16 protein-coding genes are annotated in these 14,992 nt (G+C 69.5%); 9 read left to right on the top strand and 7 right to left on the bottom strand.

Translation table 11 applies throughout. From position 1 onward, the window contains the following. Positions 1–23 precede the first annotated feature (23 nt). From DMC61_RS25420 to DMC61_RS25435, 4 genes are read left to right on the top strand one after another with little or no spacing between them, the layout of a single operon-like run. Positions 24–1,007: an ornithine cyclodeaminase gene (locus DMC61_RS25420; RefSeq protein ID WP_125691848.1), complete on the top strand. Its 984-nt coding sequence runs from the start codon at positions 24–26 to the stop codon at positions 1,005–1,007. Beyond that, positions 998–2,344 carry a Y4yA family PLP-dependent enzyme gene (locus DMC61_RS25425; RefSeq protein WP_125691850.1) on the top strand — a complete coding sequence of 449 codons (1,347 nt, stop codon included), beginning with the start codon at positions 998–1,000 and terminating at the stop codon, positions 2,342–2,344. The genes DMC61_RS25420 and DMC61_RS25425 overlap by 10 nt, the downstream gene beginning before the upstream one ends. Next, entirely contained in the window at positions 2,341–3,399 is a 1,059-nt protein-coding gene (locus DMC61_RS25430; protein ID WP_125691852.1) for a PLP-dependent cysteine synthase family protein, read from the top strand. The genes DMC61_RS25425 and DMC61_RS25430 overlap by 4 nt, the downstream gene beginning before the upstream one ends. Beyond that, complete coding sequence (locus DMC61_RS25435) at positions 3,396–4,778, top strand: MATE family efflux transporter (RefSeq protein WP_125691854.1); 1,383 nt, start codon at positions 3,396–3,398, stop codon at positions 4,776–4,778. Before DMC61_RS25430 ends, DMC61_RS25435 begins: the two co-directional genes overlap by 4 nt. Here DMC61_RS25435 and DMC61_RS25440 read toward each other — a convergent pair. After that, positions 4,754–5,695 (bottom strand): tetratricopeptide repeat protein, encoded by a 942-nt coding sequence (locus DMC61_RS25440; RefSeq protein WP_233594947.1) that lies wholly within the window; start codon positions 5,693–5,695, stop codon positions 4,754–4,756. The genes DMC61_RS25435 and DMC61_RS25440 overlap by 25 nt on opposite strands. A gap of 126 nt (positions 5,696–5,821) precedes the next feature. Between DMC61_RS25440 and DMC61_RS25445 the strand changes: the two genes are divergently transcribed. After that, entirely contained in the window at positions 5,822–6,244 is a 423-nt protein-coding gene (locus DMC61_RS25445) for a Fur family transcriptional regulator (protein ID WP_043848318.1), read from the top strand. 27 nt (positions 6,245–6,271) lie between these two features. Beyond that, a complete protein-coding gene (gene katG / locus DMC61_RS25450) occupies positions 6,272–8,506 on the top strand; it encodes a catalase/peroxidase HPI (RefSeq protein ID WP_125691856.1) in 2,235 nt (744 codons plus the stop codon). Between the two features lie 254 nt (positions 8,507–8,760). Here katG and DMC61_RS25455 read toward each other — a convergent pair whose 3' ends face one another. After that, positions 8,761–9,543: a GAF and ANTAR domain-containing protein gene (locus DMC61_RS25455; RefSeq protein WP_125692421.1), complete on the bottom strand. Its 783-nt coding sequence runs from the start codon at positions 9,541–9,543 to the stop codon at positions 8,761–8,763. Between the two features lie 91 nt (positions 9,544–9,634). Beyond that, positions 9,635–10,012, bottom strand: a complete 378-nt coding sequence (locus tag DMC61_RS25460; protein ID WP_043849108.1) for a VOC family protein — start codon at positions 10,010–10,012, stop codon at positions 9,635–9,637. An 81-nt stretch (positions 10,013–10,093) separates the two neighbouring features. Here DMC61_RS25460 and DMC61_RS25465 point away from each other — a divergent pair, with 81 nt between their 5' ends. Together DMC61_RS25465 and DMC61_RS25470 are read left to right on the top strand one after the other, a co-directional pair. Next, positions 10,094–10,645: a hemerythrin domain-containing protein gene (locus DMC61_RS25465; RefSeq protein ID WP_016336490.1), complete on the top strand. Its 552-nt coding sequence runs from the start codon at positions 10,094–10,096 to the stop codon at positions 10,643–10,645. 44 nt (positions 10,646–10,689) lie between these two features. Continuing rightward, positions 10,690–11,034 carry an STAS domain-containing protein gene (locus tag DMC61_RS25470; RefSeq protein WP_125691858.1) on the top strand — a complete coding sequence of 115 codons (345 nt, stop codon included), beginning with the start codon at positions 10,690–10,692 and terminating at the stop codon, positions 11,032–11,034. On the opposite strand, the gene DMC61_RS25475 is transcribed toward DMC61_RS25470, so the two are convergent. After that, positions 11,031–12,473: an aminotransferase class I/II-fold pyridoxal phosphate-dependent enzyme gene (locus DMC61_RS25475; protein ID WP_125691860.1), complete on the bottom strand. Its 1,443-nt coding sequence runs from the start codon at positions 12,471–12,473 to the stop codon at positions 11,031–11,033. The two genes, DMC61_RS25470 and DMC61_RS25475, sit on opposite strands and share 4 nt — an antisense overlap. Before the next feature lie 11 nt (positions 12,474–12,484). Beyond that, positions 12,485–12,817, bottom strand: coding sequence for a hypothetical protein (locus tag DMC61_RS25480; RefSeq protein WP_037342007.1), 333 nt, complete (start codon positions 12,815–12,817; stop codon positions 12,485–12,487). A gap of 170 nt (positions 12,818–12,987) precedes the next feature. On the opposite strand from DMC61_RS25480, the gene DMC61_RS25485 reads away from it, so the two are divergent. Continuing rightward, positions 12,988–13,806 carry a SigB/SigF/SigG family RNA polymerase sigma factor gene (locus DMC61_RS25485; RefSeq protein WP_125691862.1) on the top strand — a complete coding sequence of 273 codons (819 nt, stop codon included), beginning with the start codon at positions 12,988–12,990 and terminating at the stop codon, positions 13,804–13,806. Here DMC61_RS25485 and DMC61_RS25490 read toward each other — a convergent pair. Then, the gene (locus DMC61_RS25490) at positions 13,796–14,527 is read right to left on the bottom strand and encodes a decarboxylase (protein WP_125691864.1); all 732 of its coding nucleotides are present in this window, start codon (positions 14,525–14,527) and stop codon (positions 13,796–13,798) included. The genes DMC61_RS25485 and DMC61_RS25490 overlap by 11 nt on opposite strands. A 53-nt stretch (positions 14,528–14,580) precedes the next feature. Beyond that, positions 14,581–14,946 carry a DUF6292 family protein gene (locus tag DMC61_RS25495; protein WP_043848317.1) on the bottom strand — a complete coding sequence of 122 codons (366 nt, stop codon included), beginning with the start codon at positions 14,944–14,946 and terminating at the stop codon, positions 14,581–14,583. Positions 14,947–14,992: the final 46 nt, after the last annotated feature.

The raw sequence follows: 14,992 nt of genomic DNA on the forward strand, positions 1-14,992 counted from the left end.
CCCACGAGAAAGGTCGATCGTTCATGAGCTCCGGTCCCTCGCTGCACATACTCACGCGCTCGGATCTGCACAGCCTCGAACTCACCCCCGGCGAGGCGATCACGATGGTCGAAGACGGCTACCTGGCCTACGCTGCCGGAGCCTCGCGGAACCCGGCGAAGCTGATGGTGCCGATGCCGGATCCCGCGCGGGACGCCGTTGCGTACTCGATGCTCGGCTACGACGGGTCCCTCGAACAAGCCGCGTTCAAGACGAGCTACCGCCAGGGCAGCACGTCGGCCGAGAAGTACTACACGACCATCACCCTGTACGACGACACCACGGGCCTGCCGTTCGCGCTCATGGACTGCCACCGCGTCGGCGCCACCCGTACGCCGGCGAGCACCGCGTTGATCGCGCGGTCGTGTGCCCGCCCGGGAGCGCGATCCGCGCTGATGGTCGGCACCGGCGCGCAGGGGATCCGGACGCTGCCGTACCTGCTCACCGCGTTGCCGGAACTGGAGCGGCTGCGGCTGTTCGGCACGCATCCCGACGGTCTCCGCGACAGTGTCGCGGCGGTGAAGGAGCGGTTCCCGGACCGCGAGGTCGAACTCGTCGACGACGTGGAGGCCGCGGCGCGCGAGTCCGACATCGTGGTCGCCGCGTCCGGCCGGGCGGCCCACCCGAAGATCCGCCTCGGCTGGCTGCCGCCGGGCGGGCTGCTGATCTCGGTCGCCAGCAAGGGAGTCCAGGAGGGCACGCTCGCCGAAGCCGACTACACCGTGGCCACTAGCGGCGCGCAGGTCGAGGTGACCGGCCGGCGGATGGCGGGGCCGGACGGTGTCTTCCGCATCGACGCCGAACTCCCGGAAATCCTCGCGGGCAAGGCTCCCGGCCGTCGCGGCGACGAAGACCGGGTGTTCGCCTTCAGCAGCGGCATGATCATCACCGACATCCCGGTCGCGCACGCGCTGGCCGCCCGCGCCATCGCCGCGGGCCGCGGCCGCGAGGTGGCCCTGTGGACCTGATCGACACCCTGTCCCCGCCCCTGCCCGCGCTCGAACGTCCCTGGGCGCACCGGCTGCGTGACTCGGAGACGTTGTGGGACATCGCCCGCGGTGTCGGCGGCGGCCCGTTCCATGTCGTCCATCCGGCCACTTTTTCTGAGAACCTCGGGGGAATGGTCGACGCGCTCGCCGCCGAACGTGTCGAAGGCACCGTCTACTACGGGAAGAAGGCGAACAAGGCGGCGGCCTGGCTGCGGGAGTGCACGCGTCCTGGCACGGGGGTCGACGTCGCGAGCGTGCCCGAACTGGTGCACGCCCTCGGGAACGGCCTGCGCGGCGAGTCGATCGGGGTCACCGGCGCCGCCAAACCCGACGGCCTCCTCTGGCTCGCCCTGCGGCATCGCTGTCTCATCGCGGTGGACGCGGCCGACGAACTGGAGCGCGTTGCCCGGCTTGCCACCGAAATCGGGGAGACGGCCGAAGTGCTGCTGCGGGTGCGGCCGCCGTCCGCGCCGGAGAGCCGGTTCGGTTTCGCGCCCGATGCTTTGACAGCGGCCGTCCGGCAGTGCGGCGGCCCGGTGGTCCTGCGGGGCTTCTCGTTCCACCTCGACGGCTACGACCCCGTGCCGAGGGCGGAACTCGCCGCGTATCTCATCGACCTGTGCCACGACGCCCGCGCGCTCGGGCATCCGGCGTCGAAGATCAGTGTGGGCGGCGGGATCGCGGTGTCCTATGTGGACGCTGCTGACTGGGTGCGGTTCGAGTCCGGCAGGCACGACGGCTGGTTCCACGCCGGCCGCAATCCGGCCAGGACGTACCCGTACCACCAGGCGCCGACCGGGGCCGCGATGGTGACCGCGATCCTCCGGCACGAGGTCGCCGGGAAGACACTGGCGGAACGCCTGCGCGTGGCCGGGATCGAGCTGCTGCTCGAACCGGGCCGGGCCCTCGTCGACGGCGCCGGGTTCTCGGTGTTCCCGGTGCTCGGCTGTAAACCGGCCGAAGACCACCTGATCACCACGGTCGCGGGCCTGTCCATGAGCCTGTCCGAACAGTGGAAGGGCAGCGAGTTCCTGCCCGACCCGCTGCTCGTGCGCCGGGACGGACCGGGCGGCACGCCGGTGCGGACCATCGTCGCGGGGTCGAGCTGCATGGAGTACGACGTGCTGACCTGGCGCGCGGTGGAGCTGCCGGCGCGGCCCAGGACCGGCGACCTGCTCGTGTACCCCAACACGGCCGGCTACCAGATGGACAAGAACGAAAGCGGCTTCCACCAGCTTCCGTTGCCGCCGAAAGTGGTGGTCGACGGCGATCGCTGGCACCTCGACACCGACCACCCGATCCAGGAGATCCGATGACGATCGTCCGGCGCGCGTCCGACCTCATCGGGAACACGCCGCTGCTGGAGCTCGCGCGCACCGGCACCGGGACGCGCCTGCTGCTCAAACTCGACCACCTCAACCCCACCGGCTCGTGCAAGGTGCGCATGGCCAGGCAGATGATCGACGAGGCGGAGCTCGACGGACGGCTGCGGCCGGGCGGGCACATCGTCGAACCCACCTCCGGCAACACCGGGAACGGGCTCGCGCTGGTCGCGCTGGAACGCGGCTACCGGTTCACCGCCGTGGTCGATCACCACGCCGCCCGCGAGAAGCTCCGGATGCTGCGCGCGCTCGGCGCGGAACTGGTGTTCGTCGACTGCCCGCCGGACGGCGGGGTCAGTTCGGTCCAGCGGCGGCGGGTCGCGGCCCGGATCGCCGCGGAAACCGGGGCCTACCACCCCGATCAGCACAACCATCCCGGCAACGGCAACGGGTACGCCGGGCTGGCGCGAGAACTCGTCGGGCAGCTCGGCGACGTCGACGTGCTCGTCGCGGCGATCGGCACCGGCGGCTCCCTGTGCGGCACGGCCCGCGCCCTGCGCGCGGCGGGAGCGGCCACCCACGCGGTGGCGGTCGAACCCGTCGGCTCGATCATCTTCGGTGGCGCGCCGGGGATCTACCACCAGACCGGGGCGGGCAGCCCGGCCGGTTTCCCGATCGGGGACAACGTCGACCGGTCGGTGATCGGCGAAGCCCATCGCGTTTCCGACAGCGACGCGTTCGCCGGGGCGCGCGTCGTCGCCCGGCGCACCGGCGTGCTGGTCGGCGGGACCACCGGCGGCGCGATCCACGTCGCGCTCCGGCGGCTCTACGCGTACCCGGCCGGAAGCGTCGTCGTGGTGCTGTGCAACGACGCGGGGGAGAAGTACCTCGATTCGGTGTACGACGACGAGTGGCTGCGTGCCAGGGGAGTGCTCGACGAACTGGCGCACCGCCGGATGGACCGCTGGTTCGCCACCTACGCCGAGTCCGTGCGGGTGGCCACGCGCGACCGGGCGGTGCGCCGGACGCCGGTGGCGGTGGGCGGATGAGCACGGCGGTGACGACCCGCGGCTACCGGGCACTCGCCGGGCTGGCCGCGCCGATCGCGGGGATCCAGCTGGCACAGGTCGCGCTCACCAGCGTCGACCTGGCCATGCTCGGCCTGCTCGGGGTGACCGCGGTGGCGGCGGGCGGGCTGGCGATCCTGCTCTACAACCAGGTCCGCACCATGTGCGTCGGCATGGTCACCGGCGTCGGGAACCTCGTGGCGACGGCGGCCGGGGCCGGGGAACTCCGCACCGGCACCGGCGAACTCGACGAGCGCGCGCGGGACGAGATCCGGTCGCTCCTGCGGTCGGCGCTGCTCGTCGCGACCCTGACCGCGGCGATCGGCGCGGTCGTCCTTTGTGGACTGGCTGTCGCGTTGCCCTTGCTCGGCCAGAAACCGGAGATCGTGTCGCTCGCCGGTCCGATGATGTTCGCGCTGGCGGGCGGGCTGTTCCCGATGGTATGGCTCAACGTGGTGCGACAGTTCGCCGTCGGGCTGCGGCGGCCGGGTTCGCTCCTCGCCGTGACGCTGGTTTCGATCGCGGTCAACGCCGCCCTCAACGCCGCCTTCATCTACGGCTGGGCGGGCCTGCCCGAACTGGGCGTCGCCGGTATCGGCCTGGCGACGACCCTGGTCCAGTTCTTCACGCTCGCCGTATTCGCCTCGGCGCTCCGGCGGGATCCGCTGTTGCGCCCCATGGTGTCGCTCGCGCTGTGGCGCGCGGATCCGGCGGTGGTCCGGCGCATCGTCCGGCACGGGACGCCGATCTGCTTCACCTACGGCTCGGAAGCGGCGATCACCTCGATCGCGACGATGCTGATGGGTGCCTTCGGCCCGGCGATGCTCGCCGCGTCGAACGTCGCGAACCAGCTCGCGTACATCGTCTACCAGGCCAACATCGGGCTGTCGCAGGGATCGTCCATTTTGGTCAGCCGGGCGGTCGCCAGGGACGAACGATGGCGGGCGCCGGTGATCGCCCGCCAGGCGTTCACCCTTTCCTGGTCCCTGATGGCGGTGGTGAGCCTGGCGTATCTGCTGATACCGCAGGTGCTGCTGTGGCCGTTCCTGCACGACGAGGCCGACGCGGTGGTGCTCGGCACGGCGTCGACCTTGCTCGTGTTCGCCATCGCGCAGCAGTACAGCAAGGGAACGCAGAACATCCTCGTCGGCTTGCTGCGCGGGCTCGGCGACACCGTTTCCGGACTCCGCTGCACGCTCGTGGGCTACTGGGCGGTGGGTGTGCCGGCGATGTTCTTGTGCGCGTACGTGTTCGCCTGGGGCGGCTGGGGAGTTTGGGCCGGTCTGTGTCTCGGATTCGCGGCGACCGCGGTCCTGCTCGGACGGCGTTTCGCCGGTCAAGGGCTCGGTTCGGCGCGATAGCCGTCGATCCGGGCGAGCAGGTCGCGCGAGGCGGGATCGGTGTGTCCGCGCAGGAGCGCCGCCAGCGGTGCGAGCCGGTCCTTGGTGCGAGTGGAACCGAGGCCGCGTGCGAGGTCCAGCGCTTCGGTGCCGGTGCGAACGGCTTCGTCGAAATCGCCCTGGAGCGCGTGGTTCTGCGCGAGCATGATCAAGGTGAGCGCGAGGCTGCGGGACATTTCGGCGCCGTAGCCGCCGACGGCGTCGTGCAGCCGCGCGATCGCCTCTTCGCAGTGGCGGGAGGTGGCCGTCCTGGCCAATTCGGTCAGGACGGTCCCGCGCATCGCGGCCATGTCCGTGGTGCCGAAGAAGGCTTCCCAGGGGCGCGGCGACGGCCAGGTGTCCGCGTGCTCGAACTGACACTCGGCCTGGGCCAGGCTCGTGAGAGCGGCGCGCTCGTCGCCGGCCTTGGCCAGTGCCCACGCCTCGTTGACCGTCAGGATCGCCTGTGCCCGAGGGGAATCGGAGCGGTGGGCGGCGGCCTGGCCCTGGCGGAGATGGTCCAACCCGCCCTCGATGTCGTCGTGGTGCAGCGCCAGCCTGCCGAGGCGGTAACAGATGTTGGCCATGAGACTGTCGTTCCCGGCCGCGGCGGCGAGACCGAGCGCGCGATCGAACCGGAGCCGCGCCGGAACCGGGCGGCCGATGTCGAATTCGGTCCAGCCGAGCAGATTGTGCAGATCCGCGAGCACGGTCAGCAGCCGTGCGCGGAGCTCGCCGGGGACCGCGCCCCAATTGAGCAGCAGGCTGACCGACTTCACGACGTGCACCGCGTCGCGGGAAAAGGCGCCGCCCTGACGGTAATCCAGGGCACGCAGGCCGTCGACGGCGTTTTCGAGGCACTCGACTTCGGCGATACCCATACGGCCTGTCGTTGTCATGAACTCACCTCACGCAAGTCATGGCTCGATCCACGGCTACCCGGTGTCAACGCGCTCGAAACCGGGCGTCACTCCGAGGGGTTCTTGATTTGACCCGTTCCAAAGACGCTCTTATGGTCCTTGGTGATGTCCGACTTCGAGGCACAGCTGCGAGCGGTTTCGCTGCGCGTGACTCGGCCACGGCTGGCCGTGCTCGCGGCGCTGCGCGATCATCCGCACGTCGACACCGAAACGGTGCTGAACCTGGTGCGGGCCGACCTTCCCACGGTCTCCCACCAGGCGGTGTACGACGTGCTGCGGGCGCTCACCGAAACCGGTCTGATCCGGCGCATCCAGCCCGCCGGCGCGCTCGCCCGTTACGAGACCCGGGTGGGGGACAACCATCACCACGTCGTGTGCCGTTCCTGCGGTGCGATCGCGGACGTCGACTGCGCCGTCGGCCATGCCCCCTGTCTCACCGCTTCGGGCGATCACGGGTTCGTGATCGACGAGGCGGAGGTCGTCTACTGGGGCCTGTGCCCCGGCTGCGCGGCCGAACCTGTCCAGTGATGAATTCGCCTGCTCGGAAGGAAAGAAATGACTGACACCCCGGAGAAGGGCTGCCCGGTGGCCCACGACTCCGTGACCGCGCACGGAAGCGAGAGCGAGAACCCGGCGATCGACTCGCCGACGCCGAAGTCGGGCGGCCGTCCGCGCACCAACAAGGACTGGTGGCCCAACCAGCTCGACCTCTCGGTGCTGCACGCCCACTCGTCGAAGTCGAACCCGCTCGGCACGGACTTCAGCTACGCCGAGGAGTTCGCGAAACTCGACGTCGAGGCCCTCAAACGGGACATCGTCGAGGTACTCACCACCTCGCAGGACTGGTGGCCCGCCGACTTCGGCCACTACGGCGGCCTGATGATCCGGATGAGCTGGCACGCCGCGGGCACCTACCGCATCCACGACGGCCGCGGCGGGGCCGGTGACGGCGCGCAGCGGTTCGCCCCGCTCAACAGCTGGCCCGACAACGCGAACCTCGACAAGGCGCGGCGGCTGCTGTGGCCGGTCAAGGAGAAGTACGGGCAGCGGATCTCGTGGGCCGACCTGCTCGTGCTCGCCGGGAACGTCGCGCTGGAGTCGATGGGGTTCAAGACGTTCGGCTTCGGTTTCGGCCGCGTGGACACCTGGGAACCCGAGGAGATCTTCTGGGGTCCGGAAGACACCTGGCTGGGTGACGAGCGCTACGCCACCGACACCGAGATGGTCCCCGACGTCGGCGCGACCGAGATGGGTCTCATCTACGTCAATCCCGAGGGACCCCGCGGCAACGCGGACCCCGCCGCCGCGGCGCACTTCATCCGGGAGACCTTCGCCCGGATGGCGATGAACGACGAGGAAACCGTCGCGCTCATCGCCGGGGGCCACACCTTCGGCAAGACGCACGGCGCCGGTATCGCCGACGACCACGTCGGCCCGGAGCCCGAAGCCGCCCCGCTCGAGACGCAGGGCCTCGGCTGGCTGAGCACCCACGGCAGCGGCAAGGGCGCCGACACGATCACCAGCGGTCTCGAGGTGACGTGGACCGACAAGCCCACGCAGTGGAGCAACCGGTTCTTCGAGATCCTCTTCGGTTACGAATGGGAGCTCACCACGAGCCCCGGCGGCGCCAAGCAGTACGTCGCCAAGGACGCCGAGGCGATCATCCCGGACGCCCACGACCCGGCCAAGAAGCACAAGCCGACCATGCTCACCACGGACTTGGCGCTGCGCGTCGACCCTGAGTACGAGAAGATCTCGCGTCGCTTCCTGGAGAACCCGGACGACTTCGCGCTCGCGTTCGCCAAGGCCTGGTACAAGCTGCTGCACCGCGACATGGGCCCGGTCAGCCGCTTCCTGGGGCCGTGGGTGCCCGAACCGCAGCTGTGGCAGGACCCGGTGCCGGACGTCGACCACGAGCTCGTCGGGGACGCCGACATCGCCGCGCTGAAGACGAAGGTGCTCGAATCCGGGCTCACGGTCGAGCAGCTGGTCGGCACGGCGTGGGCGTCCGCCGCGAGCTTCCGCTCCACCGACAAGCGCGGTGGCGCCAACGGTGCCCGGATCCGGCTGGCGCCCCAGCGTGACTGGGAGGTCAACCAGCCCGAGCAGCTCGCGAGCGTGCTGGAGACCTTGGAGGGCATTCAGCGCGAGTTCAACGACGCCGGTGGCGCCAAGATCTCGCTGGCCGACCTGATCGTGCTGGCGGGCACGGCCGCCGTGGAGAAGGCCGCGCGCGACGCCGGCGCCGAGGTGACCGTCGCGTTCCACCCCGGCCGCACCGACGCGACCCAGGAGGACACCGACGTCGAGTCGTTCGCGCTGCTCGAACCGCGTGCCGACGGGTTCCGCAACCACCTGCGTCCCGAGGAGAAACTGCAGCCGGAGGTCCTGCTCGTCGAGCGCGCCTACATGCTCGACCTGACCGCGCCGGAGATGACCGTCCTCGTCGGCGGCCTGCGGTCGCTCGGGATCACCGCCCCCGGCACCCGGCACGGCGTCCTCACCGACCGGCCGGGCGTGCTCACCAACGACTTCTTCACCAACCTCCTTTCGCCGGGCACCCGGTGGAAGGTGTCGGAGTCCGAGGAGAACGTGTACGAGATCCGCGACGCCGCCACGGACGCGGTGAAGTGGACGGCGACCCCGGTCGACCTCGTGTTCGGCTCCAACTCGCAGCTGCGGGCGCTCACCGAGGTGTACGCGGGGCAGGCCGGACGGGAGCGGTTCGCCGCGGACTTCGCCCGGGCTTGGACCAAGGTCATGGAACTGGACCGGTTCGACCTGGACTGACGGCGCCGCACTCACGTGATCGAAGGCGGTCACGTGAGTGAAGCCTTTGCGCACGCCGCCTGTGTGTCCAGTCCGTGAAGGCCTCCTTGAGGGACCCAGAGTCCCTCAAGGAGGCCTTCACGGACTTCGGGCCGGGGAGGTACAGGGGGACGGTTGGCGCTGACCCGAATCCCCACTCAGGTCCCCGTCATCGTGGGCTGAAGGCTCCCTTCGCCGCATCAGACGCGGCGAAGGGAGCCTTCAGCCCACGCGCATCAAGGGGTGTCGAGCTCCGAATGCCGGCTCGCCAAGGTACGCGCGACTTCGGCGAGTTTGACGTTGAGGTCCTGAGAAGTCCGGCGCAGCAGGTCGAAGGCCTCGTCGGCGGTCAGGCCGCGGCGTTGCATGAGGATCCCTTTCGCCTGCCCGATGACGTCGCGCGACTCGACGGCCCGCCGGAGATGGTTCGCCTCCAGTTCCGCCCGCCCCACGGCCGTGGTGCCCGCCAGCGCGAGCGAGCCGTGGGTGGCCAGGAGGAGTGCGATGTCCTGGGCCTGCGAGTCGAGGGCGCCGGAGCGGCGGCTGTAGATGTTCAGCGCGCCGGGCACCCTGGGCGGGCTCGCGTCGGGCATCAGCACGGTGGACAGGATCGCGGTGTACCCGTGCCGCACGGCCGCCGCGGTGAAATCCGGCCACCGCTTCTCGGCGGTGAGATCCTCACTGCGGATGTAGCCGGGGCTTCCGCTGTCGGCCGCATCGACGCAGGGCCCCGTTCCGGCGCGATACTGCACCTGGTCGAGCTCCAGCGCCACCTCGCCGGTCGAAACCGGGGTGTGGAAGGTCCCGTCCGGGGCACGGAGGGTGACCGAAACCAGATCCGCGCCCGGGACCACCCGATACGCGGCGTCGACGACCTGTTCGAGGACCTGGGCCGGCGTCGAAGCGGCCAGGAGCAGGCGCGTGAGTTCGACGAACTGGCCTGCCAGCGGCCCCGCCGAGGTGTACTCGCCGGAGCCGAATTCGGCCTTGTCGCGTTGCCACAGTCCTTCGTCCGCCATCAGCTGACCATCCCAGTCGGGTTCGATGTTCTTCGCCGGATACCCGGCGGCGCCGACGGCCAATCAGTTGACCGTCCTAAGTGGACAGTCCTTACGGGTCCACCCGCTTGCGGAGGAGGCAGAACACGTTTCCTTCGGGGTCGGCGAGCACGTGCCACGACTCTTCCCCCGTCTGGCCGACGTCGGCGGGCCGTGCCCCGGCGGCGAGCAACCGCTCCAGCTCGGCGTCCTGGTCACGGTCGGTGGGGTTCACGTCGATGTGCAGGGGGAGCTTGCCCGGCTTCGGATCGTCGCTGCGGCTCAGGATCAACGTCGGCTGCGGGCCGCCGAAGCCGACACCGGGCGGGCCGATCTCGATGTCTTCGCCGTCTTTGCCGATCTCGACGTATCCGAGTACTTCGCACCAGAACGCCGCCATCCGGACCGGATCGGCGCAGTCGAGGATGAGTTCGGTGATACGGCAGGCCATGAGGCGAGGATAGCCCGGTTGAATCCGCGCGCAGCGGGTATCCGGGGTCGTCGAGGTGATCCCGGACCCGAGGAGGCGGCCGTGGCGGGCGATGTCGTGGACTTGATCATGCAGGACCATCGTGAGGTGGAGCGGCTCTTCCGCGAACTCGAGCAGCATCCCGAGAAACGGCCGCTGCTCGTCCCGGTGCTCTCGTCGCTGCTCACCGCGCACAGCCGCGCCGAGGAGGCCGAGGTGTATCCGGCGGCCAAGGGCGAGGCGGACGAGGCCGAAGACGTCGCGCACGGTCAGAAGGAGCACGCCGAAGCCGAGCAGCTGCTCGCGAAGCTGAACGAAACCGAGCCTGAGTCGAAGCAGTTCGAGAAGGTGCTCTCCGACCTCGTCGAGGCCGTCACGCATCACGTGAAGGAGGAGGAATCCACCGTCCTGCCGAAGATGCGGCGCGAGCTGAACGAAGCGCGGCGGCGCGAGCTGGGCGAGGCTTTCGTGAGCAGCAGGACTTCGCATCTCGGCGACCGTCCCGGCGAGGCCACCAAACGAGAGCTGCTGACCCAGGCGCGCAACGCGGGCGTGACGGGCGCCTCCAAGATGGACAAGGACGAGATCGCCCGTGAGGTGGCCAAGTCTTCCTGATCGCGACGGTTGCGGACCGGGCCGCCCGCTTCTACCTTCGATGAATGCCGATCGACTCCGAAGCCGCGCAGGCCTCTCCTCTCGTCGTGGCCGAGGCGGCTCGCTCCGAAGAAGCGATCACCGTCTCGGTGACGGGTGATATCGATATTTCGACCAGTCCTCGGCTCCACGCCGAGCTGTTCGAGTTGCTGGCGGACGGCCCCGGCATCGCGGTGATCGACATGACCGGTGTCGGTTTCTGCGACTCGTCGGGTCTTTCCGTGATGGTGCAGCTGAATCGGCACTGCCAGGAGGCCGGGATCGATCTCAGTTTCGCGCCGTCCAAGGTCGTGCGCCGGGCCATCGAGCTGACCGGGCTGTTGCCCACACTGAAGGTGGCCGGCGCCTAGGTCACGACGCGGACCGTGCCGAGCTCCGGATCCGCGGCGTCGTAGATGAACATGCCCGTCCGGACGCCGGTGTGGAGATAATCGATGATCTCGTCGGTGAACACCTCACCGGGAGCGATCGCCGGAACGCCTGGTGGGTAAGGGCTGATCATCTCCGCGCTGACCCGTCCGCCCGCCTTCTCCAGCGGCACGTGCTCCGCTTCGGCGAAGAACGCGTCGCGCGGCAGCATCCGCATTTCCAGCTCCAGATCCGCCCCGGACGGCAGGTCGACCGGCGGGCGCCGCTCGAAGTCGTGGTCCGTCAGCCCCCGTAAGCCGTGCAGCAGCGCGGAAACGGTGTCCTCGTCGTCGGCGTGGGTGATCTGCACCGCGATCCGCCGGTGATCGGACAATCCCGTGTGCAGATGGCGTTCGGCGAGATGGTCGGCCGCCTGGTAACCGGTGATGCCGAGCCCGGCGACGTCGATCACGATCTTGAGCGGGTCGTGTTCGAAGGCCAGCGGGTGGAACTCCTCGGCCAGCGCATGCAGACCGGAGATGCCTTCGATCTCTTCCCGCACCCTGGCGGCCAGTGTCAACGCCCTGCTCAACAGTTCTCCGCCGTGCTCGACCATCTGCCTGCGCCAGCCGTCGAGGGAGGCGAACAGCAGCGCGGAAGTGCTCGTGGTGCCCAGCAGGTCTTCCCTGGCTTTGAGCAGATCCGGGGAAACCCGGTCACCCCGCAGGTGGAACACCGAGGCCTGCTCCAGCCCGCCGCCCATCTTGTGCGTACTCGTGACGCACAGATCGGCTTCCCCGTCCATCGCCCAGGTCGGCAGGTCGTCGTGGAACGGGTAGTGCGCGCCCCACGCCTCGTCGACGATCAGCGGTTTGTCCACGTCGTGCAGGGCGCGGGCGACGCCCCGGATGTCGGCGCAGGTGCCGTAGTCGGTCGGCGTGATCAGCAGCATGCCTTTGACGTCGGGGGCTTCCGCCAGCGCCGCCTTGGTCTCCTCCGGGCCGGGAGGATGCGCCAGATGGTGCTCCTCGTCGTACCGGGGTCGCACCCAGACCGGGTGCACCCCGCTGATCACCAGACCGGCGACGACGGATTTGTGGGCGTTGCGGGACACCAGGAGCCGCTCGCCGGGGCCGGCGACGGCGAGCATGGCGCTCTTGACCGAGAGTGAACTCCCGCAGGTGGAGAAGAAAGTGTGCTCCGCGTCCACCGCGTCGGCCATCAGGTCCTGCGCCCGGCTCAGGACGCCGCGCGACATCCGGCGGTCGTCCAAACCGTTGAGGGTGAGCAGATCCGACGCGAACGCGTCGTGGCCGAGCAGGTCCAGCACGCGCGGATCCGCGCCGCGGCCCTGTTTGTGGCCGGGCGGGGTGAAGGCCAGCCCGCCCGCGCGGCGGTAGGCCTCGATGGCTTCCAGCACCGGGGCGCGCGAGTGGTCCATCCTGCCTCCGATCAGCGGCCGAGGGCGTTCTGCAGTTCCTTCTTGGTCATGCTGGACCGGCCTTTGATGTTGCGCTTCTTGGCCTCGTTGTAAAGCTGGTCCTTGGTCGGCCCGCCGGGACCCTTCCGGTTGCCGGACCGCTGTCCGCCGCGCTTCTGCGGGGAGGTGTCCTTGGTCGAACTCTTGCTCGCCGTCTTCGACTCACCCGATTGCGCACGATTCTTGTTGACCGTGCGCGCCGCGATCTCTTCGGCACGGCCGGTGCTCGCGCCGCGCTTCTTCTGTGACGACTTGATGTGCTCGTACTGACGTTCGCGTTTGTCGCTCCAGCTCTGTTCAGGCACGGCTCCTCCTTCGTCGTGACCTGCGGATACCCCTTCCGCTCGCCGGTGAATCGAAAGATCACCCGTCCAGGGCAGAGCGGGCCGATGTTTGCCCGGCCCGGTTACCGGGTATCAGCTCGGCAGCACACGGACGGCCCCATGTCAGTCCACAAGGGACGGAGGATACTTCGATGAGCGCGCCGTTCCTTACGGAAGGCGTCGACCTGCCCGCCCCTCGGGACCGCCGGACCCGGCGGAAGGACGACTATTCGCATTGCCGCCCCTGGTTCGACGAGCTGGCGGCGTTGCCCGACGGTCACCCGGACCGCCGGCGCCTGCGGGAACGCCTGATCCTCGAACTGCTGCCGATCGCCGAGCACATCGCCGTCCGGTTCAGCGGACGAGGCCAGCCGCGGGAAGACCTGATCCAGGTGGCGCGGATCGGCCTGATGAAGGCCGTGGACCGGTTCGATCCCGCACAGGGCGGGGAGTTCCTGGCGTACGCGGTGCCGACGGTGATGGGCGAGGTGCGGCGGTTCTTCCGTGACACCGGCTGGGCGGTGCACGTCCCGCGCGGCATGCAGGAACTGCGCACCCGGCTTTCGCGGGCGACGACGGAACTGACCCAGACCATCGGCCGCGCGCCGACCCCGTCCGAACTCGCCGCGCATCTCGACGTGGACGTCGAGACCGTCCGTGACGGTCTGCTCGCCGCGAACAGCTACCAGACTTCGTCGCTGGACCGGCCGGTGAACGACGGCGAGAGCTCGCTTCCCCTGTCGGACGTGATGGGGGAACTGGATTCCCGGTTCGAGCACATCGAGGACCGGCACACCGTGGTACCGCTGCTCCGGCGGCTGCCGGAACGGGAGCGGGCGATCGTCACGATGCGGTTCTTCGACGGGATGACCCAATCCCAGATCGCCGAACGCATCGGGATTTCGCAGATGCACGTTTCCCGCCTGCTCGCGAAGATCCTGCAGGATCTGCGGGGCAGTCTCAGCGCCTGAACAGACTCCCGAGTCCCTGCCGGACGGGCGGGGTGCCCAGCGTGCGCAGGGCATCCCAAAGGGTGACCGCGGTGGCCGTCAGCACGGGTTTGCCGAGGCTGGTTTCGAGGTCTTCGAGCAGTGGTGTCGTGTGCAGGGCCGTTTCGGGGATCAGTACGGCTTCGGCGTCTTCGTGGTCGGCCGCGGTCGCCAGTTCGGTGATCCGGCGTCGGTCCCAGGTGGCGAGAGCGCGGTCCGAAGGTGCGTCGGCGGAGACCGAGTGAACGGTGTCGATTCCCGCCTCGGCGAGGAAATCGGCGAAAGTCGCGGTCGTGTCGCGGTGATAGACCGACGCGAGTGCCACGCGGTTGGTCCGTAGGTGGGCCAGCGCGGTCAGGTACGCCAAGGAAGTGCTGCTCGCGGGAACGCCGAGCCGTGCCCCGAGCACGTTCGCCTGTTCACGCGCGCCGGCGAGACCGCGCGTGAAACTGCAGCTGGAGCAGGCCCAGCTGACGACGTCCGGCGCCGTGTCGAACCGCGCGGCGGCCGAGAGCCTCTCGGGCGACCCGAGTTCGCGGACGGCTTCGTGCTTCCCGGCCGGATCGAGGTCTTCGACCCTGCCGATATTCTCGCCCCACGGGACGTACGCGAAGTCCACGGTGAGGTCCGGATCCAGTTTTCGCGCGCAGGCGAGGAAATCGTCCTCGCCGCAGTCCCGCGTCGGGTACAGCAGGCCGATCAAGGCTCACTCCTTCCGGGTCGATGCCCTTCGGAGGTACCCGACGCGAGCCGCCCTCACGCGGCGCGGAAATCCGGCGGGGTGAGCTGCCCGACGCGATGGTCGTCCTCGCGGACGGCCTTGACGAAGCGCGCGACCTCGGCGGGCCGTGGCATGGCGGACTTCCCGCCCAGGTAGCGGAGGACGATGAGGTCCTCGCCGGAATGGGTCTCGATCGCCACGGCCCAGCCGCGGACTTCGTCCCACAGCAGGGCGACGTCGCGCTCCGGATGGGTGGCGAGCCGCTCGTCGAGCGCGACATACGCCGAGACCGGGTTGTCGACATCGACGGTGCAGGACTCGAGGCCGACGCCGAGGGCCTCGGTGATCTCGGAGAGATAGCCCCACACGGCGTCCCGGGTGTGGGGGTGGCGGACAGGCATGGTGAGCAACGAGGATTTCCCTTCCTTCCCCGGTCTCGTCCGGTGC

The sequence above is a fragment of the Amycolatopsis sp. WAC 04169 genome (assembly GCF_003947535.1).
In the GTDB taxonomy this organism is placed as follows: Bacteria; Actinomycetota; Actinomycetes; order Mycobacteriales; family Pseudonocardiaceae; genus Amycolatopsis; species Amycolatopsis keratiniphila.

Bases quoted from the DNA above. Each gene is read 5' to 3' on its own strand.
- DMC61_RS25420 (WP_125691848.1), top strand. From the start codon at position 24: ATGAGCTCCGGTCCCTCGCTGCACATACTCACGCGCTCGGATCTGCAC.
- DMC61_RS25430 (WP_125691852.1), top strand. From the start codon at position 2,341: ATGACGATCGTCCGGCGCGCGTCCGACCTCATCGGGAACACGCCGCTG.
- DMC61_RS25435 (WP_125691854.1), top strand. From the start codon at position 3,396: ATGAGCACGGCGGTGACGACCCGCGGCTACCGGGCACTCGCCGGGCTG.
- DMC61_RS25440 (WP_233594947.1), bottom strand. From the start codon at position 5,695: ATGACAACGACAGGCCGTATGGGTATCGCCGAAGTCGAGTGCCTCGAA.
- DMC61_RS25445 (WP_043848318.1), top strand. From the start codon at position 5,822: ATGTCCGACTTCGAGGCACAGCTGCGAGCGGTTTCGCTGCGCGTGACT.
- katG (WP_125691856.1), top strand. From the start codon at position 6,272: ATGACTGACACCCCGGAGAAGGGCTGCCCGGTGGCCCACGACTCCGTG.
- DMC61_RS25455 (WP_125692421.1), bottom strand. From the start codon at position 9,543: ATGGCGGACGAAGGACTGTGGCAACGCGACAAGGCCGAATTCGGCTCC.
- DMC61_RS25460 (WP_043849108.1), bottom strand. From the start codon at position 10,012: ATGGCCTGCCGTATCACCGAACTCATCCTCGACTGCGCCGATCCGGTC.
- DMC61_RS25470 (WP_125691858.1), top strand. From the start codon at position 10,690: ATGCCGATCGACTCCGAAGCCGCGCAGGCCTCTCCTCTCGTCGTGGCC.
- DMC61_RS25475 (WP_125691860.1), bottom strand. From the start codon at position 12,473: ATGGACCACTCGCGCGCCCCGGTGCTGGAAGCCATCGAGGCCTACCGC.
- DMC61_RS25485 (WP_125691862.1), top strand. From the start codon at position 12,988: ATGAGCGCGCCGTTCCTTACGGAAGGCGTCGACCTGCCCGCCCCTCGG.
- DMC61_RS25495 (WP_043848317.1), bottom strand. From the start codon at position 14,946: ATGCCTGTCCGCCACCCCCACACCCGGGACGCCGTGTGGGGCTATCTC.